The organism is Bradyrhizobium sp. USDA 241 (genome assembly GCF_049739505.1).
Lineage (GTDB): Bacteria > Pseudomonadota > Alphaproteobacteria > Rhizobiales > Xanthobacteraceae > Bradyrhizobium > Bradyrhizobium liaoningense.
This window is the reverse complement of sequence record NZ_JBMGPZ010000004.1, coordinates 125,214-146,297: the sequence shown is the minus strand read 5'-3', so window position 1 is coordinate 146,297 and position 21,084 is coordinate 125,214. Positions and strand designations below refer to the sequence as shown.

At 63.7% G+C, this 21,084-nt stretch carries 17 protein-coding genes and 3 pseudogenes; 17 read left to right on the top strand and 3 right to left on the bottom strand.

Annotation, left to right across the window (positions count from 1 at the left end; translation table 11 throughout):
* Nucleotides 1–31 precede the first annotated feature (31 nt).
* Nucleotides 32–1,299: pseudogene (locus ABIF91_RS10355) on the bottom strand (IS256 family transposase).
* A 186-nt stretch (nt 1,300–1,485) separates the two neighbouring features.
* On the opposite strand from ABIF91_RS10355, the gene ABIF91_RS10350 reads away from it, so the two are divergent.
* The 10 genes and pseudogenes from ABIF91_RS10350 to ABIF91_RS10305 form a co-directional block, all read left to right on the top strand.
* The gene (locus tag ABIF91_RS10350; RefSeq protein ID WP_424579143.1) at nt 1,486–2,232 is read left to right on the top strand and encodes a hypothetical protein; all 747 of its coding nucleotides are present in this window, start codon (nt 1,486–1,488) and stop codon (nt 2,230–2,232) included.
* Nucleotides 2,233–2,295: 63 nt separating this feature from the next.
* Nucleotides 2,296–3,477 (top strand): annotated as a pseudogene (locus ABIF91_RS10345) (IS256 family transposase); the annotation flags it as partial.
* Nucleotides 3,478–3,556: 79 nt separating this feature from the next.
* Complete coding sequence (locus ABIF91_RS10340) at nt 3,557–4,825, top strand: IS256 family transposase (protein ID WP_038952271.1); 1,269 nt, start codon at nt 3,557–3,559, stop codon at nt 4,823–4,825.
* A 127-nt stretch (nt 4,826–4,952) separates the two neighbouring features.
* On the top strand, nt 4,953–5,309 hold the full coding sequence (locus ABIF91_RS10335) for a methyltransferase domain-containing protein (protein WP_424579357.1): 357 nt from the start codon (nt 4,953–4,955) through the stop codon (nt 5,307–5,309).
* A gap of 2 nt (nt 5,310–5,311) precedes the next feature.
* Complete coding sequence (locus ABIF91_RS10330) at nt 5,312–5,926, top strand: SDR family NAD(P)-dependent oxidoreductase (protein WP_050995252.1); 615 nt, start codon at nt 5,312–5,314, stop codon at nt 5,924–5,926.
* A 223-nt stretch (nt 5,927–6,149) separates the two neighbouring features.
* Nucleotides 6,150–8,198, top strand: coding sequence for an elongation factor G (locus tag ABIF91_RS10325; RefSeq protein WP_028181783.1), 2,049 nt, complete (start codon nt 6,150–6,152; stop codon nt 8,196–8,198).
* Between the two features lie 313 nt (nt 8,199–8,511).
* Complete coding sequence (locus ABIF91_RS10320; RefSeq protein ID WP_028181784.1) at nt 8,512–8,784, top strand: helix-turn-helix domain-containing protein; 273 nt, start codon at nt 8,512–8,514, stop codon at nt 8,782–8,784.
* A 93-nt stretch (nt 8,785–8,877) separates the two neighbouring features.
* The gene (locus tag ABIF91_RS10315) at nt 8,878–10,620 is read left to right on the top strand and encodes a SulP family inorganic anion transporter (protein WP_424579142.1); all 1,743 of its coding nucleotides are present in this window, start codon (nt 8,878–8,880) and stop codon (nt 10,618–10,620) included.
* 117 nt (nt 10,621–10,737) lie between these two features.
* Entirely contained in the window at nt 10,738–11,577 is an 840-nt protein-coding gene (locus tag ABIF91_RS10310; protein WP_028181786.1) for a shikimate dehydrogenase, read from the top strand.
* 65 nt (nt 11,578–11,642) lie between these two features.
* Nucleotides 11,643–12,137 (top strand): annotated as a pseudogene (locus ABIF91_RS10305) (hypothetical protein); the annotation flags it as partial.
* Between the two features lie 148 nt (nt 12,138–12,285).
* Here the strand turns inward: ABIF91_RS10305 and ABIF91_RS10300 are convergent.
* Nucleotides 12,286–13,415 (bottom strand): IS3-like element ISRj2 family transposase gene (locus ABIF91_RS10300; protein WP_129557670.1). Its coding sequence is split into 2 segments (ribosomal slippage): nt 12,286–13,163 and nt 13,163–13,415, totalling 1,131 coding nucleotides; the frame shifts between segments, so codons are not numbered across the junction.
* A 92-nt stretch (nt 13,416–13,507) separates the two neighbouring features.
* On the opposite strand from ABIF91_RS10300, the gene ABIF91_RS10295 reads away from it, so the two are divergent.
* On the top strand, nt 13,508–13,636 hold the full coding sequence (locus tag ABIF91_RS10295; RefSeq protein WP_283805407.1) for a hypothetical protein: 129 nt from the start codon (nt 13,508–13,510) through the stop codon (nt 13,634–13,636).
* Nucleotides 13,637–13,746: 110 nt separating this feature from the next.
* Here ABIF91_RS10295 and ABIF91_RS10290 read toward each other — a convergent pair whose 3' ends face one another.
* Entirely contained in the window at nt 13,747–14,883 is a 1,137-nt protein-coding gene (locus ABIF91_RS10290) for an alpha-hydroxy acid oxidase (protein WP_028180073.1), read from the bottom strand.
* Nucleotides 14,884–14,997: 114 nt separating this feature from the next.
* On the opposite strand from ABIF91_RS10290, the gene ABIF91_RS10285 reads away from it, so the two are divergent.
* The 6 genes from ABIF91_RS10285 (at nt 14,998) to ABIF91_RS10260 (ending at nt 21,069) form a co-directional block, all read left to right on the top strand.
* Nucleotides 14,998–15,165 carry a hypothetical protein gene (locus ABIF91_RS10285; protein WP_162832046.1) on the top strand — a complete coding sequence of 56 codons (168 nt, stop codon included), beginning with the start codon at nt 14,998–15,000 and terminating at the stop codon, nt 15,163–15,165.
* 224 nt (nt 15,166–15,389) lie between these two features.
* Entirely contained in the window at nt 15,390–16,733 is a 1,344-nt protein-coding gene (gene glmM, locus ABIF91_RS10280; RefSeq protein ID WP_028180072.1) for a phosphoglucosamine mutase, read from the top strand.
* 306 nt (nt 16,734–17,039) lie between these two features.
* The gene (locus ABIF91_RS10275; protein ID WP_028180071.1) at nt 17,040–18,290 is read left to right on the top strand and encodes an MFS transporter; all 1,251 of its coding nucleotides are present in this window, start codon (nt 17,040–17,042) and stop codon (nt 18,288–18,290) included.
* A gap of 227 nt (nt 18,291–18,517) precedes the next feature.
* Complete coding sequence (locus ABIF91_RS10270; protein ID WP_028180070.1) at nt 18,518–19,360, top strand: outer membrane protein; 843 nt, start codon at nt 18,518–18,520, stop codon at nt 19,358–19,360.
* 167 nt (nt 19,361–19,527) lie between these two features.
* Complete coding sequence (locus tag ABIF91_RS10265; protein ID WP_028180069.1) at nt 19,528–20,409, top strand: outer membrane protein; 882 nt, start codon at nt 19,528–19,530, stop codon at nt 20,407–20,409.
* A 69-nt stretch (nt 20,410–20,478) separates the two neighbouring features.
* Nucleotides 20,479–21,069: a glutathione S-transferase family protein gene (locus tag ABIF91_RS10260; protein WP_028180068.1), complete on the top strand. Its 591-nt coding sequence runs from the start codon at nt 20,479–20,481 to the stop codon at nt 21,067–21,069.
* Nucleotides 21,070–21,084: the final 15 nt, after the last annotated feature.

Below are 21,084 nucleotides of genomic sequence, written 5' to 3'. Positions count from 1 at the left end.
GCTATGGCTGATTTTGGGTGACGCGGCCTGATCAGGCGGCGTGGCTTTCAGTGTTCGGAATGACTTCGATTCCGTCGATGAACTTTACACCGGCGATGACTTTCGGCAACTGGTTCGTGCTCTTCAATCGCCGCCAGGTCTTCGATGCGGCGTCGATGAGCTTGAACACCATCAGCTTCGCAGTTTGTTGCGACAGCGATCCCTTGGTCCGCACCGTTCGGTGGCGCACCGTGGCGAAGACGCTCTCGATCGGGTTCGAGCTGCGTAGGTGGATCCAGTGCTCAGCAGGGAAGTCGAAGAAGGCGAGCAGCGCATGGCGATCCTTGATCAGGCACTCCACCGCACGTCCGTATTTGACGTGGTATTTCTCGACGAAGACGTCGATCGCGGTTTCAGCTTCGGCCCGGTGTGGGGCCAGATAGATGTTCCGCAGGTCGTTCTTCATGGGGCCCTGCACGGATTTGGCGACCTTGTCGAGTACGTTGCTCACTTTATGGCACCAGCATCGTTGGTGCCGCGTGCCGGGAAAGGCCTCGTCCAGTGCCTTCAGAAGCCGAGGGCGCCGTCGCCGATGGCGAGTTGCGGGGCAATCCGTAACCCGCGTTGCCGCAGGTCGATCAGGAGTTCGCGCCAGCTCTGCGCGCTCTCGCGCACGCCGACCTGGAAGCCGATCAGCTCCTTCTTGCCTTCCGGCGTGGTGCCAATCAGCACCAGCATGCATTCGCTGTGATCTTCCATGCGGGCCTGCAGGTACACGCCATCGGCCCAGATGTAGACATAGCGACGCGCCGACAGATCGCGTCTCTGCCAGCGTTCGTACTCGACCTGCCAATCGGCCTTCAGGCCGGCGATCACCGAAGGCGACAGGTTCGGCGCATCCTTGCCGAGCAGCGCCGAGAGCGCCTCCTGGAAGTCGCCGGTCGAGATGCCGCGCAAATAGAGGACCGGGATCAAGGCATCCAGGCTCTTCGTCCGCCGCGCCCATAGCGGCAGGATTGCCGAACTGAAGCGGAGGCGGTCGCCTGGCCCGCTCGCTCCGCGGTCGCGGACCTTGGGACGAGCGACCTCCACCGGACCGATGCCGGTCGCAATCTCGCGCACCGGACCGTGCCCATGTCGGACCAGGCGCGCTCGACCGTCGGGCAGCGTCAGATTGGCCGTGCTGGCCAGAAACGCGCCAACCTCGATCTCGATCGCCCTGGCAAGCAGGTCCCGCGCGCCGGCACGAACGATATCGGTCAGTGGATCATCAACCGCGGACGGCTGACGGAAAGCAAGAACATTGGTAGTCTCGGTCATGGCGTATCGCTCTCCTCGAGAGGTTCTGGCAGGCTCGTCACCCGCCTCGATACGCCGCCTTCCTCACACCGTCATCACCCAGATTCCGCCATAGCTCCCACGAAGCGGGTATGGCAGTCAAAGCCCAACTAGAGTTAGAGCTCAGACCACAGCTCTGCGGGGTTGAAGCGGCGAAGTGCCAGCCCGGTGGTGCGTCTGGGGCGAATTGCCGATGTTCCTGTTCAGCTTGTTTGCCACGGGATTTCGGTGGTACTTTCGCAGTGGAAAGCCGAGGTCAATTTGTTGAACAATCTGCAAAAATGGGCCGCCATTTGTGACGAGATGCAGGAAAATTATCCGGTTCTCGCGACCCCGTTTCTTGCTGCAGAAAAGCGGTTCGGGCCGCGTTGGGTCGAGGAAGCGGTGCCGGCCATCGAGGGGATGTATGGTGACATCGGCAGTCCGTTGTCGGGTCGACTGAAAGACGCCTTGGGTTGCTACGCCGAGTTCGCGAACGATTCCATGCGTCATCAGGTCATGTTCGAGCGAAGCGGAAAATATCGTGCCTCCAATTATGAGGAGGTGCGCGCGGCGTTGTACGACAACGCTGACCACATGACTCAGAACTATCTGCCGGGTCTCTGGTTCTCGCACTACGTCTGGCCGCAGCATTACTTCACGCTGATCGGATTCACGAACTGCGTCTTGCCGCGGATCGAGGATGAGGGCGTATTCTTCGAAGTCGGCGTCGGCTGTGGCATGTATTCCAAGATCACCCTGGACAACAAGCCGGGCATTCGGGGCATTGGTTTCGACATCAGCCAGCACTCACTCGATTACACCGGCCGGGTGATGAAATCGTTCGGCTACGAATCTAGGTATAGGTTGGAAAACCGCGACATCCGCTACGGCTATGACGTGAGCTATGGCGGAATCTGGGTGATGACGGTGTGAGGAAGGCGGCGTATCGAGGCGGGTGACGAGCCTGCCAGAACCTCTCGAGGAGAGCGATACGCCATGACCGAGACTACCAATGTTCTTGCTTTCCGTCAGCCGTCCGCGGTTGATGATCCACTGACCGATATCGTTCGTGCCGGCGCGCGGGACCTGCTTGCCAGGGCGATCGAGATCGAGGTTGGCGCGTTTCTGGCCAGCACGGCCAATCTGACGCTGCCCGACGGTCGAGCGCGCCTGGTCCGACATGGGCACGGTCCGGTGCGCGAGATTGCGACCGGCATCGGTCCGGTGGAGGTCGCTCGTCCCAAGGTCCGCGACCGCGGAGCGAGCGGGCCAGGCGACCGCCTCCGCTTCAGTTCGGCAATCCTGCCGCTATGGGCGCGGCGGACGAAGAGCCTGGATGCCTTGATCCCGGTCCTCTATTTGCGCGGCATCTCGACCGGCGACTTCCAGGAGGCGCTCTCGGCGCTGCTCGGCAAGGATGCGCCGAACCTGTCGCCTTCGGTGATCGCCGGCCTGAAGGCCGATTGGCAGGTCGAGTACGAACGCTGGCAGAGACGCGATCTGTCGGCGCGTCGCTATGTCTACATCTGGGCCGATGGCGTGTACCTGCAGGCCCGCATGGAAGATCACAGCGAATGCATGCTGGTGCTGATTGGCACCACGCCGGAAGGCAAGAAGGAGCTGATCGGCTTCCAGGTCGGCGTGCGCGAGAGCGCGCAGAGCTGGCGCGAACTCCTGATCGACCTGCGGCAACGCGGGTTACGGATTGCCCCGCAACTCGCCATCGGCGACGGCGCCCTCGGCTTCTGGAAGGCACTGGACGAGGCCTTTCCCGGCACGCGGCACCAACGATGCTGGTGCCATAAAGTGAGCAACGTACTCGACAAGGTCGCCAAATCCGTGCAGGGCCCCATGAAGAACGACCTGCGGAACATCTATCTGGCCCCACACCGGGCCGAAGCTGAAACCGCGATCGACGTCTTCGTCGAGAAATACCACGTCAAATACGGACGTGCGGTGGAGTGCCTGATCAAGGATCGCCATGCGCTGCTCGCCTTCTTCGACTTCCCTGCTGAGCACTGGATCCACCTACGCAGCTCGAACCCGATCGAGAGCGTCTTCGCCACGGTGCGCCACCGAACGGTGCGGACCAAGGGATCGCTGTCGCAACAAACTGCGAAGCTGATGGTGTTCAAGCTCATCGACGCCGCATCGAAGACCGAGCTATGGCGGAATCTGGGTGATGACGGTGTGAGGAAGGCGGCGTATCGAGGCGGGTGACGAGCCTGCCAGAACCTCTCGAGGAGAGCGATACGCCATGACCGAGACTACCAATGTTCTTGCTTTCCGTCAGCCGTCCGCGGTTGATGATCCACTGACCGATATCGTTCGTGCCGGCGCGCGGGACCTGCTTGCCAGGGCGATCGAGATCGAGGTTGGCGCGTTTCTGGCCAGCACGGCCAATCTGACGCTGCCCGACGGTCGAGCGCGCCTGGTCCGACATGGGCACGGTCCGGTGCGCGAGATTGCGACCGGCATCGGTCCGGTGGAGGTCGCTCGTCCCAAGGTCCGCGACCGCGGAGCGAGCGGGCCAGGCGACCGCCTCCGCTTCAGTTCGGCAATCCTGCCGCTATGGGCGCGGCGGACGAAGAGCCTGGATGCCTTGATCCCGGTCCTCTATTTGCGCGGCATCTCGACCGGCGACTTCCAGGAGGCGCTCTCGGCGCTGCTCGGCAAGGATGCGCCGAACCTGTCGCCTTCGGTGATCGCCGGCCTGAAGGCCGATTGGCAGGTCGAGTACGAACGCTGGCAGAGACGCGATCTGTCGGCGCGTCGCTATGTCTACATCTGGGCCGATGGCGTGTACCTGCAGGCCCGCATGGAAGATCACAGCGAATGCATGCTGGTGCTGATTGGCACCACGCCGGAAGGCAAGAAGGAGCTGATCGGCTTCCAGGTCGGCGTGCGCGAGAGCGCGCAGAGCTGGCGCGAACTCCTGATCGACCTGCGGCAACGCGGGTTACGGATTGCCCCGCAACTCGCCATCGGCGACGGCGCCCTCGGCTTCTGGAAGGCACTGGACGAGGCCTTTCCCGGCACGCGGCACCAACGATGCTGGTGCCATAAAGTGAGCAACGTACTCGACAAGGTCGCCAAATCCGTGCAGGGCCCCATGAAGAACGACCTGCGGAACATCTATCTGGCCCCACACCGGGCCGAAGCTGAAACCGCGATCGACGTCTTCGTCGAGAAATACCACGTCAAATACGGACGTGCGGTGGAGTGCCTGATCAAGGATCGCCATGCGCTGCTCGCCTTCTTCGACTTCCCTGCTGAGCACTGGATCCACCTACGCAGCTCGAACCCGATCGAGAGCGTCTTCGCCACGGTGCGCCACCGAACGGTGCGGACCAAGGGATCGCTGTCGCAACAAACTGCGAAGCTGATGGTGTTCAAGCTCATCGACGCCGCATCGAAGACCTGGCGGCGATTGAAGAGCACGAACCAGTTGCCGAAAGTCATCGCCGGTGTAAAGTTCATCGACGGAATCGAAGTCATTCCGAACACTGAAAGCCACGCCGCCTGATCAGGCCGCGTCACCCAAAATCAGCCATAGCTCTCGAAGACCTGGCGGCGATTGAAGAGCACGAACCAGTTGCCGAAAGTCATCGCCGGTGTAAAGTTCATCGACGGAATCGAAGTCATTCCGAACACTGAAAGCCACGCCGCCTGATCAGGCCGCGTCACCCAAAATCAGCCATAGCTCCTATGACGTCAAGGCGGATTTCCTGATTTGCCAGGAGGTCCTCGAACATCTGGAAAATCCAGCGGAGTTCTGCCGCTGGCTATTCGATATGATCCGCCCGGGAGGGCAAGCCTTTATCACCGCCGCACTCAACGCGGGCCATTCCGACCACATCTTCCTCATTCGTCATCCCGTCGAGGTCGAGAAGATGCTTAGCGAAGCCGGCTTTCAAATCTCGCGTATCCAGGAAGAGAGCGCTCCGGGTTCCAAGCCGCGCAATCTGACGCCCAGTCTCGCCGGTTTCCTCTGTGCAAAACCGCTTTGAAGATGACCAATCTCGTCATCATCACGGGCACGAGCCGGGGACTGGGCAGGGCCCTTAAGCAGGAATTCGAGCGGGTCGGGTGGCGCGTCGCGGAATTGAACCGGCCCGCGTTCGATCTATCCGCCGTCGATGTCGAAAAGCTCGATACCACATTCAAGTCGCTGCGTTCGGAACAGTTCGATCGTGCGGTGTTCGTCAACAATGCAGCGACCCAAGTCATAGGTGCAGCGGCTTCGTTTGATGTGGCCGAAATTTTGCATGAAATTACCGTCAACGTGGCTTCCCCGATCATCGCGATCACGACCTTCCTGCGCCATTTCCCCGATGGCGAGATCGCCAACGTGACATCCGGAGCGGCAGCCAAGCCGATACCCCATTGGTCCCTCTATTGTGCTGCGAAGGCCGCGCTCGAAGGCTATGTCCGTGCCGTGGAGACGGAAGGGCGACGCGTGTTCAATCTGAATCCGGGTGTGGTCGACACGGACATGCAAGCACATATCCGCGGCTCCGAATTTCCCGGCGTGCAGGACTTCATCGCCTTGAAGAAGGACGGGAAATTGCGATCGTCGGAGGCTGTCGCGAGAACTCTGGTCTGGATGATTGATCGGGCCGGATGAGGCGGCCGACCCGCGGTCTCTGCAGGGAACCAATGCTGGCTCGCCTCGTGCCGAAGAACGGGTGCGCTTGACCGTTGTCTTCGCCGGCCGCGACGAGCGAGATCAATCAGGCCTGACGACGCACCGCAGCGACGTTTGATGCTTGCCAAATCTCGGGGAGGGGCAGAGCATCCGCGTTTGCCGACCCAATCACGGGCCGAGCTCCACACCAAGGAGGCGGCGAATGGGACAAGACGTCAGAAGTCCCCGAGGTCCACGGTGCATCGCGCTGGTGGGCCCTTTCCAAAGCGGTAAAACCACACTTCTCGAAGCAGTCTTGGCGCGAACGAGCGCAATCCCGCGCGCCGGCAGCGTCGACGCCGGAACCTCCGTCGGCGACGCCACGCCGGAGGCCCGTCATCACAAGATGACCGTCGGGCTGACCGCCGCGACCACGAGTTTCATGGGCGACAGCTACACTTTCCTCGATTGTCCCGGTTCCGTCGAGTTTGCCCACGACATGCGCGCCGCGCTTCCCGCGGTCGACGCCGCAATCGTGGTCTGCGAGGCCGACGAGAAGAAGCTGCCACAGCTTCAGATCATCCTGCGCGAGCTGGAGGAGCTGAAGGTCCCGCGTTTCCTGTTCCTGAACAAGATCGATCGCGCCAACAAGCGCATCCGCGAGACGCTTGCCATGCTGCAGCCCGCCTCGCGCGTGCCGCTGGTGCTGCGCCAGATCCCGATCTGGAAGGACGAGTTGATCGAGGGCTTCGTCGATCTCGCGCTGGAACGCGCCTTCATCTATCGCGAGCACAAGGCCTCCGAGGTGATCGCGCTCGAAGGCGGCGATCTCGATCGCGAGAAGGAAGCCCGCTTCTCGATGCTGGAGAAGCTCGCCGATCACGACGATGCGCTGATGGAGCAACTGCTCGAGGACATCCAGCCGCCGCGCGATGCGGTGTTCGACGATCTCGCCCGCGAATTGCGCGAAGGCTTGATCTGCCCGGTGCTGCTGGGCTCGGCTGCGCGCGAAAACGGCGTGCTGCGCCTGATGAAGGCGCTGCGCCACGAGGCGCCCGGCATCGCGGAGACGGCGAAGCGTCTCGGCGTTCCCGAGTCCAGGGACGTGCTCGGCTATGTCTTCAAGACACTACATTCGCAGCATGGCGGCAAGCTGTCGCTGACGCGCCTGCTTGCCGGCCATCTCGACGACGGAGCGACGCTGCAATCCGCCTCCGGGGGCTTGGGGCGCATCTCCGGCATCCTCGCCGTCAGCGGCGCCTACGACACCAAGCGTGCCTCGGCCGAAGCCGGCGACACGGTGGCGCTGGCCAAGCTCGATGCGATCAAGACTGGCGACACGGTGTCGAACGGCAAGACGCCGCCCGCGGCCTTGATCGCGATCGAGCCGACGCCGCCGGTGCTCGCGATCTCGATCGCGGCCGTCGATCGCAAGGACGACGTCAAGCTCGGCCAGTCGATGGCGCGGCTGCATGAGGAGGATCCGTCACTCGTCGTCGTGCAGAACGCCAAGACCCATGACACCGTGCTGTGGGGGCAGGGCGAGATGCACCTGCGCGTGGCCGGCGAGCGGCTGCGCGATCGCTTCGGCGTCAAGGTCACTTCGCATCCGCCGGGGATCGGCTACCAGGAGACCATCCGCAAGCCGATCACCCAACGCGGGCGGCACAAGAAGCAGTCCGGGGGCCACGGTCAGTTCGGCGACGTCGTGCTCGACATCAGGCCGCTGCCGCGCGGCGACGGCTTCAGGTTCGGCGAAAAGGTCGTGGGCGGCGCGGTGCCGCGCAACTACATCCCGGCGGTGGAAGAAGGCGTGGTCGACGGATTGGCCCGCGGCCCGCTCGGCTTCCCCGTCACCGACGTGGAGGTGACGCTGACCGACGGCTCCTATCACAGCGTCGACTCCTCCGATCTCGCCTTCCGTACGGCCGCGCGGGTCGGGTTGAACGAAGGCCTGCCGCAATGCCAGCCGGTCTTGCTGGAGCCGATCCACATGGTCGAGATCGTCTGCCCGACCGACGCCACTGCCAAGATCAACGCGATCCTGTCGGCGCGGCGCGGCCAGATTCTCGGCTTCGACACCCGCGAGGGTTGGAGCGGCTGGGACTGCGTCCGCGCCATGATGCCCGAAGCCGAAATCGGGGAACTGATCGTCGAGCTGCGCTCGGCCACCGCCGGCGCCGGCAGCTTCACCCGCCAGTTCGACCACATGGCCGAGGTCACCGGCCGCGCCGCCGACCAGATCATCGCCGCGCATCAGCACGCGGCGTGATCTGGAAGGGAGGCGCCCCTCCCTCACACCCTCTCCCGCCCTGATTGTTCAGGCCGGGGAGAGGGTGGAAAGGCTGTAACCAGGAGCGCGGCGTTCCCTCCGGCCAAGCCGCCTCCTTTCGTCATTGCCGCGAGCGAAGCGCTGCAATCCGGACGGTCTCCGAGGAGCCGGCCTGGATTGCTTCGTCGCAAGAGCTCTCACCATGACGGCGGAGACACATGCGCAGAGCCTTGCATTTGGGCAAGAATGATGTATTATACATCATTGTATATGTTCTAAGCATCATATATAAGTTCCGATATGTGAGGCCAAGGTGATCACGGCATTCCAGATGCGGGCAGCCCGCGCGCTGCTCGGCATTGACCAGAATACCTTGGCCGAACTCGCCGGCGTTTCGCTGCCGACCATCCAGCGGATGGAGGCCAGCACCGGCAATGTTCGTGGCGTGGTCGAAACCCTGATCAAGGTGGTCGAGGCGTTCGACCGGGCCGGCGTCGAGCTGATCGGCGAGCAGGCCCGCAGCGACGGCGGCGGGCGTGGCGTTCGCCTGAAGGAGCCGGGGCAGCCGCGCCGCGTCGGAGCATGATCGCGCGTTGATCGTGCCCGGGATCAGGATGGGCTAGCGCATCGTCGCACCTCGGCAACGAAGGGGCGCACGGTGCTTTGGAGCATTGTGGGGATGAGCATCACGAGCGATCAGGCAAGCCGGCTGCACCAGCTGCGTCAGCCGACCTTTGCCGAACTGTATTTGCCGAAACTCGTCACCGTCTGGCGCGAAGGCTATGGCCTCGCGGATTTCCGTGCCGACGTCTTCGCCGGCCTGACGGTTGCGATCGTCGCGCTGCCGCTGTCGATGGCGATCGCGATCGCCTCGGGCGTGACGCCGGACCGCGGTCTCTATACCGCCGTCGTCGGCGGCTTCATCGCTTCCCTGCTCGGCGGCAGCCGCTTCCAGATCGGCGGGCCTGCGGGCGCGTTCATCGTATTGGTCGCGGCGACCGCGGAGCGGCACGGCGTCGATGGCGTCATCCTCGCCACCATGATGGCTGGCCTGTTCCTGGTCGCCGCGGGCCTGTTGCGGATCGGCACCTACATCAAGTTCATTCCCTATCCGGTGACGGTCGGCTTCACCGCCGGCATCGCCGTGATCATCTTCGCCAGCCAGCTCCGCGATCTCTCAGGCATCACGCTCGCAGGGAAAGAGCCCAGCGAGTTCGTGCCAAAGCTCATTGCGCTTGCCGGCGGCCTCAACACCATCAATCCGTCCGCCGTCGCTGTTGCCATCGTCAGCATCGCCATCATCGCCGGCTTGCGCCGCTGGCGGCCGTCCTGGCCCGGCATTCTGATCGCGGTCGTGTTTGCGGCGATCGCGAGCGCGCTGCTGTCGCTCCCGGTCGAGACCATCGGCTCGCGCTTCGGCGGTATTCCGCGCGAATTGCCGTCGCCGGCGCTGCCCGCGTTCTCGGTCGCGAAAGCGACCGCCGTGTTGCCGGATGCGATCGCGTTCGCGCTGCTGGCCGCCATCGAATCCCTGCTGTCGGCGGTGGTCGCGGACGGCATGACCGGCCGCCGTCATCGCTCCAATTGCGAGCTGGTGGCGCAGGGAGCGGCCAATGTCGGCTCGGCGCTGTTCGGCGGCATCTGCGTCACCGGCCTGATCGCGCGCACCGCCACCAACATCCGCGCCGGCGCGCGCGGACCGCTGGCGGGGATGCTGCATTCGGTGTTCCTGCTGCTGTTCATGCTGATCGCGGCGCCGCTGGCGAGCTACATTCCGCTGGCCGCGCTCGCCTCCGTGCTGGTCGTGGTGGCCTGGACCATGGCGGAGAAGCACGAATTCGCAACGCTCCTGCGCTCGTCATGGGGCGATGCCGTCGTCCTGCTCGCGACCTACCTGCTCACGGTCTTCCGCGATCTCACCGAAGGCATCCTGGTCGGCTTCGCGCTCGGCGCGGTGCTGTTCATCCACCGCATGGCGGAGATGACCGGCATCGAGGAACGCACGCCGCTGGTGGCGGCCGATCGCCCCGACGACGGCAATGGCGATCGGGTTCCCTACGATTCCGCCCTTGCGGTCGACCGCGACGTGCTGGTCTACCGCATCAGCGGTGCGTTCTTCTTCGGCGCGGCTTCGGCGATCGGCGGCGTGCTCGACGGCATCGCCGACAAACGCAAGGCCTTCGTGGTCGATTTCGCCGCGGTGCCGTTCCTGGATTCGACCGCGGCCAACGTGCTCGGCCGCGTTGCCGCCAAGGCGCACCGCCAGGGCATCAGGCTGTTCATCACGGGAGCCTCGCCCACGGTCCGCCGCGCGCTGCTCACCCATGGCGTGACGCCGCCGCGCGCGCGCTATCGCACGAGCCTCGAGCGCGCCATCGCCGACATCAAGAGCCGGGCCGCCGACGAGGCAGCCGCGAGCTGACGACACTGTTATCGCGCCGGCCGATCTGACCGACCCTGCCGCGGCCGCGCGGGCCGGCGTCTTGACAGGTCCTGCGGGACGCGAAATGGATCGCCTCCCACACTTCCTGAGGGACGGATGACCCTGACCAAGGCTCCTGCAGCCTGTCTGATCGGATGGCCGGCCGCGCATTCGCGCTCGCCGCTGATCCATCATTACTGGCTGCGCACGCTCGGCATTGCAGGCGGCTACGTCATCGAGGCGGTACCGCCCGAGAATCTGCGCGATTTCGTGCTGCGGCTGTCGCTCCGTGGCTTCGTCGGGGCCAACGTCACCATCCCGCACAAGGAAAGCGTGCTGGAGCTGTCGACGCCTGACGCCCGCGCAACGGCGGTCGGCGCTGCGAACACGCTGTGGTTTGCCGACGGCGAGCTGCGTTCGACCAACACCGATGTCGAAGGTTTCATCAACAATCTCGACGCCAGCGCGCCCGGCTGGGGCGCGGCCGAGGAGGCGCTGGTGCTGGGCGCCGGAGGCTCCGCGCGCGCGGTCGTGTTCGGCCTGCTGGAACGCGGCATCAAATGCGTGCATGTCGCCAATCGCACCGTCGCGCGGGCTGAGACGCTGGCAACGCAGTTCGGGCCGAATGTGCGTCCGCTGCCGTGGGACGCGATCAACGACGTGCTGCCGCGCGTAAAATTTCTCGTGAACACGACCTCGCTCGGCATGCACGGCCAGCCTTCGCTCGATATCGATGTCGCGCGCCTGCCGCAAACGGCGGTCGTTGCCGACCTCGTGTATGTTCCCTTGGTGACGCCGCTGCTCGCGGCAGCAACGGCGCGCGGCCTGAAAACCGCCGACGGGCTCGGCATGCTGCTGCACCAGGCGGTGCGCGGCTTCGAGCTGTGGTTCGGCCGGCGGCCCGAGGTCACGGCCGAGCTACGCGCGCTGGTCGAGGCCGATCTCACAAAGTCTTGAGAGGGGCGCGGCGAATAGCACACCATCTCTGGAGTTCTACCGTCGTGGGACAATCGGAGACCGTCATGTCTGTTCAACGTGCAACTTTCACACGTCCGCTGATCGCCGTCGCGATGGTGGCCGTCTCGACTTACTGCGCCTTTGCCCAGAGGGCGCCGGTGCCGACGCGCGTGCGCGGCACGATCGAGAGCGTCAATGGCGACACCATGCAGGTCAAGTCGCGCAGCGGTGAAGACGTCAGGCTTCATATCGCCTCCGACGTGAACGTGTCGGGGATCACCAGGATTTCACTCGCCGACATCAAGCCGGGTTCGTTCATCGGTGCGACCACCGTGCCGGGACCGGACGGCAGCCAGAACGCGGTCGAGGTTCACGTGTTTCCGGAGAGCATGCGCGGCACCGGCGAGGGCTCCCGGCCCTGGGACCTCAAGCCGAACTCCAGCATGACCAATGCGACGGTGGCCGAAAGCGTCGTCGGCAATGACGGCCACACGCTGCTGGTCAAGTACAAGGACGGCGAGAAGAAGGTGTTCGTCGCCGACAACACGCCGGTGGTGACCTTAGAGCTGGCCCCGGTTGTTTGGACAGCGCCCCGCTGGATTTAAGTGGATTCCTGCCGGGTTATGCTGAACGCGGGGCTTTACGGTTTTGTCGTTGCGTCGGGAGGGCGTAGCCCGACCAGAGCGACGACAAAACCGTCGGCGACGGTCATGCGGCCATCACCATAGCTTGCGTGCCGAAGTAAGCCTCGTCGGGCGTGCGCCCGTCAAGGCTCGAGTGAGGGCGTCCCTGATTGTAGAAGGCCAGATACTTGGCAATTGACGCTCGCGCCTCGGACACGCTGTCGTAGGCGCGGAGATATACTTCTTCGTATTTGACCGTGCGCCAGAGCCGCTCGACAAACACGTTGTCGCGCCAGGCGCCCTTGCCGTCCATGCTGATGGCGATCTTCGCGTCCAGCAGCACATCGGTGAACTCGAGGCTGGTGAACTGGCTGCCCTGATCCGTGTTGAAAATCTCGGGCCTGCCGTGCTTCGCCAACGCCTCCTGGACCGCTTCGACGCAGAAGGCCGCCTCCATTGTGATCGAGACGCGATGGGCCAGGACCCGTCGGCTGAACACATCGACGACCGCCGCGAGATAGACGAAGCCACGCCGCATCGGAATGTAGGTGATGTCCATTGCCCACGCATGGTCGGGCCGCTCGATCTTCAATCCGCGCAACAGGTACGGGTAGATCTTGTGCCCCGGAGCCGGCTTGCTCGTGTTCGGGCGACGATAGACCGCCTCGATCCCCATGCGCTTCATCAGCGTCGCGATGTGGCGGCGACCGGCGTATACGCCCTCCCGCCGCAGCAACGATCGCAGCATACGCGCTCCCGCGAAGGGATAATCGAGATGCAGCTCATCGAGCCGACGCATCAAGGCAAGGTCCTCGGCCGAAACTGGCCGAGGTTCATAGTAGACCGTGCTGCGAGCCAGCTTCAGGACCTTCGCCTGGCGCACGATAGAAAGATCATGATCGCGGTCGATCATCGCTTTGCGCTCAGCAGGCCCGCCTTGGTGAGCGCGCCGGACAAAAAATCGTTTTCCAACGCCAGCTCGCCGATCTTGGCATGTAACGCCTTCAAATCGACCGGCGTCTCGGCCGATGTCTTGTCATGCCCAAACACGCCGGCGGCGCCTTCCAGGAGCTGGTTTTTCCAGATCGTGATCTGGTTCGGATGAACATCAAACAGTTGCGCCAGCTCCGCCAGTGTCTTGTCGCCTTTGACCGCAGCCAAAGCAACCTTCGCCTTGAATGCCGGAGAATGCGTCCGGCGGCTCTTCTTCGTCATCTTCGCTCCTGATTCGCAGCAAGAATCCTCGCCGCTGTCAGGCAGAAAATCCACTCAAGCTACTGTCCGAATTTGCGGGGCCAGCTCTCTTCGTGCCGAGCGACAAATCCGAGTTGAAGCCGGGTGCGAAGGTCATCGCCTTCATGAAGCAATTGCCCGACGGCTCATTCGAGACCAACCGCGTCAGCGTCGGCCGCGACGGCCTGGCGCCGCCAATGTGAGGGATGATCTAGGAGCGCCTATCGCCACAATCTCCGCTGTCGTCCCGGATCGGCGCGCTTAGATAGCGCTTGTCCGGGACGACGGCCGCGATTGACGCGAGGGTTACGCCTCACATCGCAATGATATGATCGTCGATCTCGTCGATCCGGTTGACGCCGCACAGGCCCATGGTCGTGAGCAGCTCCTTCTGGATGATGTCGATCGCCTTGGCGACGCCGGCCTGGCCGCCGGCACCCAGGCCATAGGCATAGGCGCGGCCGATCATGCAGGATTTTGCGCCGAGCGCGAGCGCGCGCATCACGTCCTGGCCGGAGCGGATGCCGCCGTCGAACATGATCTCCATCTTGTCACCGACGGTGTCGACGATCTCCGGCAGCACCTCGATCGAGGACGGTGCACCGTCGAGCTGACGGCCGCCATGGTTGGAGACCACGATCGCCTGCGCGCCGGTCTTTGCGGCGAGTTCGGCGTCCTCGACGTCGAGAATGCCCTTCAGGACCAGCTTGCCCGGCCAGATCGAGCGGATCCAGTCGATGTCGTTCCAGTTCAGCGAGGTGTCGAACTGCGAGTTGATCCAGGTCGACAGCGAGGTGATGTCGTCACTGACCTTCAGATGACCCGCGAGATTGCCGAAGGTGCGGCGCTTGCCCTGGAGCACACCCGACACCCAGGCCGGCTTGGTGGCGAAATCGATCAGCTTCGACAGCGACCATTCCGGTGGCACAGTCATGCCGTTCTTGATGTCCTGGTGGCGCTGCCCGATCACCTGGAGATCGACGGTCAGCACCAGCGCCGAGCATTTCGCCGCGATCGCGCGCTCGATCAGCGCTTTGATGAAGCCGCGGTCCTTCATCACGTAGAGCTGGAACCAGAACGGCTTCTCGACATTGGCGGCGATGTCCTCGATCGAGCAGATCGACATGGTCGACTGCGTGAACGGGATGCCGGCGGCCTGCGCGGCGCGGCAGGCGTGGATCTCGCCGTCGCCGTGCTGCATGCCGAGCAGGCCGACCGGCGCGAGCATCAGCGGCATGGTCGCGGGTTCGCCCAAAATCGTGGTCGAGGTGTCGCGCTTGGAGACGTCGACCAGGATGCGCTGGCGGAATTTGATCGCCTGCATGTCCTCGCGGTTGGCGCGCAGCGTTTCCTCCGCATAGGAGCCGCGATCGCAATAATCGAAGAACGCCTTTGGCACGCGGCGCTGATGCAGCGCGCGAAGATCGTCGATACAGGTGATATGCTTCATGTCTTTTCCCCGGCCCGTCTTGCTTGGAAGTCTTGCATCGGAAGATTTCGGGGTCATCTACCATGGTTGGATGCATAGCCAAATCGTTTGCAGGACGTTTTGCAGGAGGGCGCGATGACGAGGCCGCACGCTGGACCTTCGCCGGAAGAGATCAAGGAGAAGCGCGATCTCGAGGAGGCGCTGGAAGAAGGATTGGAAGAGACCTTTCCGGGCTCCGATCCCGTCAATGTCACCCAGCCGGCGCCGAGCCGCGAGGACGGCCATGTGAAGCGCACCCGGTAGGGGCGGGTTCCGCCTCGGTGGCGCGTTCCGGTCGGAAATATAGTGTTAACAAGATCTTACTGAGCCGGCGCGGTGCCCGGTTCCGTAATGATTCATCATATTTCTTGAAGCCAAGTTAGCCGCGATAGCATTATAAGACCCCAGCAAATCAGGGATGCGGGGCCCTTTCGGGCATCCCGTGGTTGTAGAGGGGATCCCCTGGTTGTTGCCTTTTGGGGGACGATATGAGCCGCAAATATTTCGGGACGGACGGGATTCGGGGCCGCGCCAACGGACTGATCACGCCGGAGCTCGCGCTCAAGGTCGGCCAGGCCGCAGGCCTTGCGTTTCAGCGCGGTGACCATCGCCACAGGGTCGTGATCGGCAAGGACACCCGTCTGTCCGGCTACATGATCGAATACGCGATGGTCGCAGGCTTCACCTCGGTCGGCATGGACGTGCTGCTGGTCGGCCCGATGCCGACGCCGGCGGTCGCGATGCTGACCAAGTCGATGCGCGCCGATCTCGGCGTGATGATCTCGGCCTCGCACAATCTGTTCGAGGACAACGGCATCAAGCTGTTCGGCCCGCAGGGCTTCAAGCTTTCCGACGACGTCGAGAAGCAGATCGAGCAGCTGCTCGACGAATCTCTCGACAGGAGGCTGGCACAAAGTGCGAGCCTCGGCCGCGCCCGCCGCATCGACGGCGTGCACGACCGCTACATCGAATTCGCCAAGCGCACGCTGCCGCGCGACCTGTCGCTCGATGGCCTGCGCGTCGTGATCGATTGCGCCAACGGTGCCGCCTACAAGGTGGTGCCGGAAGCGCTGTGGGAGCTGGGCGCCGACGTGGTGGCGATCGGCGTCGAGCCCGACGGCTTCAACATCAACAAGGAATGCGGCTCGACCTCGCCCGAAGCGCTGTCGAAGAAGGTGCGCGAGATGCGCGCCGATATCGGCATCGCGCTGGACGGCGACGCCGATCGCGTCATCCTGGTCGACGAGCGCGGCCACATCGTCGACGGCGACCAGCTGCTCGCGGTGATCGCGCAGAGCTGGAAAGAGGACGGACGCTTGTCGCGCCCGGGCATCGTCGCCACCGTGATGTCCAATCTCGGCCTGGAGCGCTTCCTGAAAGGGCAGGGGCTCGATCTCGTGCGTACGCCGGTCGGCGATCGCTACGTGCTCGAGCAGATGCTGAACGGCGGCTACAATCTCGGCGGCGAGCAATCCGGTCACATCATCCTTTCCGACTACGCCACCACCGGCGACGGTTTCGTGGCTGCCTTGCAGGTGCTGGCCGTGGTGCAGAAGCTGCGCCGGCCGGTCTCGGAAGTCTGCCACCGATTCGACCCGCTGCCGCAGATCCTCAAGAACGTCCGTCACAAGGGCGGCAAGCCGCTCGACGATTCCGACGTCAAGTCGGCGATCTCCGACGGCGAGATGCGCCTCAACGGCCACGGCCGTCTGCTGATCCGTTCTTCCGGCACCGAGCCCGTGATCCGCGTCATGGGCGAGGGCGAGGACCGCATCCTGGTCGAGGACGTCGTCGACACCATCGTCCTGGCGCTCGGCCAGGCCGCGGCTTGATGTTTTTCTTACCCTCCCCTGGAGGGGTCCGGGACGAGCGTAGCTCGCCCGTGGGTCGATCGCGCGAAGCGCGAGCGGGGTGGGGTGATCTCTCCACTCGGGCACTGTGGGATGCGGAGAGACCGTCACCCCACCCCGTCTCATGTCTCGCTTCGTTCAACATGAGCCGACCCTCCCCCTCCAGGGGAGGGTAAGCGACGAGAACACCCACGCATCCCAGCCATCGACGATTGACGGTGGTTCGACCGCCGCTTGCATCGTAACTAGCGGATGCGGCGGTTCGCCGCGCCCGCCGGGACCGCTCCATTGAACAAGCCTGTCGTCGTCTCCGAGGAAACGCTGACCGAGCCCGTCGTCGTCAGCGACGTGTCGCCCGCCGCCGCCAAGGCGGCAGGGCCGGCTTACATCGTGCTCGCCGGCATCAGCTTCTCGCACTTCCTCAACGACACCATGCAGTCGCTGATCGCCTCGGTCTATCCGATCCTGAAGGATACCTACGCGCTCGACTTCGCGCAGATCGGCATGATCACGCTGGCCTTCCAGTTCACGGCCTCGCTGCTGCAGCCGGTGGTCGGGCACTACACCGACAAGAAGGCACAGCCCTATTCGCTGGCGATCGGCATGGCCTCGACCTTCTTCGGCCTGCTGCTGCTCAGCGCCGCACATCAGTATCTCGTCATCCTCGTCGCTGCCGCCCTGGTCGGTCTCGGCTCGGCGGTGTTTCACCCCGAGTCGGCGCGCATCGCGCGACTCGCGTCCGGCGGCCGCTACGGTTTTGCGCAGTCGGTGTTTCAACTCGGCGGCAGTTTCGGCACCTCGATGGGACCGGTGCTCGCCGCGCTGATCGTGGTGCCGTTCGGTCAGGGCAGCATCGCCTGGTTCTCCTCGATCGCGTTCCTCGCGATCCTCGTCCTCTGGCGCATCGGCCGCTGGTATGCGCCGCAGATCAAGGCGAAGAAGACGGCCATGGTTCAGGCCCATCCCGACGCGCCGAGCTCGCGCCGCGTCGCACTGGCGCTGGCCGTGCTCGTCGCGCTGTTGTTCTCCAAACAGCTCTACGTATCGAGCCTGTCGAGCTACTACATCTTCTACCTGATCGATCGTTTCGACGTGTCGACGCAGGCTGCCCAGCTCTATCTCTTCATCTTCCTCGCCGCGAACGCCGTGGGTGCGTTTGTCGGTGGCCCCTTGGGCGACCGCTTCGGCCGCAAGATCGTGATCTGGATCTCGATCCTGGGCGCGCTGCCGTTCACGCTGGCGCTGCCCTACGCCGGGCTCGTTGCCAGCGCCGTGCTCAGCGTCGTCATCGGCCTGATCATCTCCTCGACGACCTCGTCGATCATCGTGTTCGCGCAGGAGCTGGTGCCGCACCGCTTCGGCATGATCTCCGGCGTGTTCTTCGGCGTCGCGTTCGGCATCGGCGGTCTCGGGGCCGCCGTGCTGGGCAAGGTCGCCGACCACACCTCGATCGAGTTCGTCTACCAGGTCTGTGCCTATCTGCCGGCGATCGGGCTGCTCGCGGTGTTCCTGCCCAAGCTGCCGCGGCACGCGCGTTAACGCATTACTATTCGCTGCCTTGCAGCTTCATACATCGTTAGGAAATGCGGCCCGCCCCGCGCTGCATTTTTGCAACGCTGCAGCCGCATTGGCGTGTGCGGTGAGAAAAAATCAACCTTAAAAATTAGGGTTAAGTGGCGCTTAAACATTTGCTGCCATCGTCCGGGTCGTGAGTTTCCAGAACGTGGGGCGCCCGTCTTTGCCTCACCGGCCAAAAGGACGAAGCAATGCGTAGCGTTAAGTCTCTGCTCGCCGCGGGTGCGGCAACCCTGATCTCGTCGATGGCGTTCGCCGCCGATATGCCGATCGCGGCGCCCCCTCCCATGTACGCGCCGCCCGCCCCGCCCGCCGATTTCGGCGGCTGGTATCTGCGCGGCGACATCGGCATGACCAACCAGCGCGCCAAGAGCATCGACGCCGCCTTGCCGGCTGGGTATCAGAAGACGACGGAGGGGTTCGGCTTCGACTCGGCGCCGCTGTTCGGTCTCGGTGTCGGCTATCGCTTCAACAATTGGTTTCGTGCGGACGTGATCGGCCAGTACCGCGGCAAGGCCAACCTGCACGGTGCAGACAACGTCATCGGGCCCGGCTTCGTCGGTTCCGACAACTACACTGGCAGCAAGTCCGAGTGGGTCGTCATGGCCAATGCCTATGTCGATCTCGGCACCTGGTGGTGCATCACACCATTCATCGGCGCCGGCGTCGGCGGCTCGTACAACAAGATCAGCGGCTTCCGTGACGACGGCGTCGCATATCTCGCCGCGCTGACTCCGACCCCGAGCGCCAGCGTTGCCTATTTCGCCGACAACGGAAAGTGGAACTTCGCCTGGGCCGCTCACGCCGGTCTCGCCTACAAGGTCAACCCCGGCTTCACGGTCGAACTGGCCTACAGCTACATGAACCTCGGCGACGCCGCGCCCGGCAACTACCGCCTGTTCGACAACAGTGCCTCCGGCCCGACCTCGATCAAGATCAAGGACATCACCTCGCACGACATCAAGCTCGGCGTGCGCTGGGATCTCAACAGCCCGCCGGCCTACATGCCGCCGCCGCTCGTCACCAAGGGCTGATCGTCAGCTTCATCGCTTAACGTCTCTTAACGGCGCGGGATCATCCCGCGCCGTTTTGCTTTGCGTATTTTTCACGGCTCGCACTGACGAAATTGCCTACCGCAACCATTGGTTAAGGTTAACGAGCCATGATCACGGGCGAAAGTTCGAGTCGATGGAGCGTTGCGATGCGTGGGCTTTTGTTGGGGGCGGCGATGTTGGGGACGGTGTCTGCCGCGCACGCGGCCGACATGCCGGATCTGCCCGTCCTGCGCGGCGGCTTCACCGACGGCCTGTCGAAGACGACCCGCAACTGGGATGGCGTCTATATCGGCGGCAACGCCGGCTACACGACCGACGCGACCGATTTCAGCCAGAGCGTGGTCGGCCTGACCAACTACATCTTCCGCGACAGCGTCCTGCAGCAACCAACCGCGAACTGGTCGCTGCTGAACAAGGCCAACACGCAAGGCGTCAATTTCGGCGGATTCATCGGCCGCAACTGGCAATGGTACGATGCCATTCTCGGTCTTGAAGGCACCTACAGCTACTTCGACACTCTCTACACGCAGACCAGCGGTTACAACTCGCTCGTTATCACCAACCCGCCCGGGGATAATCCGCCCGAGGGCACGACCAACAATTACAACGTGACCTTGACCGGCACCGCCGCGGCGAAGGTCAAGGACATGATTTCGCTCCGTGGCCGCGTAGGTTGGGATGGCGGCGATGTCATGCCGTATGCCTTCTTCGGCGCCGCGGTTGGCCGAATGGACGTCTCCCGCACGGTGACGAGCGACGTGACGCTTACGCAGGTCGTATCGACAACGGTCGGCGGCGTTACGACGACCACGAGCAATACGTATGCTGTTCCGGTGCAATCGCAGACTCAGAGCCAGCACAGGACCAACACTTTCGCTGTGGGTTGGACCGCGGGCCTCGGGCTCGAATATTGCATTTGGGACGGGTTGTTCGCGCGCGTGGAATACGAGTATGTGAGATTCTCGCCCGTCATGAACACGCAGGTCACGCTGAACAACGCGCGCGTCGGGCTCGGCTACAAGTTCTGAGCCGTCCGTCTCCTGTTGACAGATTCCCTCTGTGCTGATGCTCTGTCGCCCGAAGACGGGGCGGCAGCGATGAAGATCTATGGCGACGGCAATTCCGGAAACTGTCTGAAGGTGAAGTGGGTCTGCGACAAGCTCGCAGTGCCCTACCAGTGGATCGAAATCGACACGCGCAAGGGCGAGACGCGCACGCCGCAATTCCTTAGGATGAACGGCGCCGGCCAGGTGCCGACCGTCGAATTCGACGACGGCCGCACGCTCGCACAGTCCAACGCCATCATCCGCTATCTCGCCCGCGACAGTACGCTCATTCCGCGCGACGCCTTTGCAGCGGCCAAGATGGACGAATGGCTGTTCTGGGAGCAGTACAGCCACGAGCCCTATATCGCGGTGTGCCGCTTTCTACTCGTCTATCTGGGCAAGGACGCATCCGAGCTCGATCCCGAGAAGGTCAAGCGCGGCTATGCGGCGCTCGACCGCATGGAGCAGCATCTGCCCGGCAGCCGCTTCTTCGCCGGCGATGAGGTTTCGCTCGCCGACGTGTCGCTGCTCGCCTATACGCGTGTCGCGCATGAAGGCGGCTTCGATCTCGGCCGCCATGCGTCCGTCCGCCGCTGGATCGGGGAAGTCGAAGCGTTTCTCGGCCTTGCGCCGGCGCGCTGAGGTGCGGAGTTGTCT

Bases quoted from the DNA above. Each gene is read 5' to 3' on its own strand.
- ABIF91_RS10340 (WP_038952271.1), top strand. From the start codon at position 3,557: ATGACCGAGACTACCAATGTTCTTGCTTTCCGTCAGCCGTCCGCGGTT.
- ABIF91_RS10315 (WP_424579142.1), top strand. From the start codon at position 8,878: ATGAGCATCACGAGCGATCAGGCAAGCCGGCTGCACCAGCTGCGTCAG.
- ABIF91_RS10265 (WP_028180069.1), top strand. From the start codon at position 19,528: ATGCGTGGGCTTTTGTTGGGGGCGGCGATGTTGGGGACGGTGTCTGCC.
- ABIF91_RS10270 (WP_028180070.1), top strand. From the start codon at position 18,518: ATGCGTAGCGTTAAGTCTCTGCTCGCCGCGGGTGCGGCAACCCTGATC.
- ABIF91_RS10260 (WP_028180068.1), top strand. From the start codon at position 20,479: ATGAAGATCTATGGCGACGGCAATTCCGGAAACTGTCTGAAGGTGAAG.
- ABIF91_RS10310 (WP_028181786.1), top strand. From the start codon at position 10,738: ATGACCCTGACCAAGGCTCCTGCAGCCTGTCTGATCGGATGGCCGGCC.
- ABIF91_RS10325 (WP_028181783.1), top strand. From the start codon at position 6,150: ATGGGACAAGACGTCAGAAGTCCCCGAGGTCCACGGTGCATCGCGCTG.
- ABIF91_RS10330 (WP_050995252.1), top strand. From the start codon at position 5,312: ATGACCAATCTCGTCATCATCACGGGCACGAGCCGGGGACTGGGCAGG.
- ABIF91_RS10285 (WP_162832046.1), top strand. From the start codon at position 14,998: ATGACGAGGCCGCACGCTGGACCTTCGCCGGAAGAGATCAAGGAGAAG.
- glmM (WP_028180072.1), top strand. From the start codon at position 15,390: ATGAGCCGCAAATATTTCGGGACGGACGGGATTCGGGGCCGCGCCAAC.
- ABIF91_RS10290 (WP_028180073.1), bottom strand. From the start codon at position 14,883: ATGAAGCATATCACCTGTATCGACGATCTTCGCGCGCTGCATCAGCGC.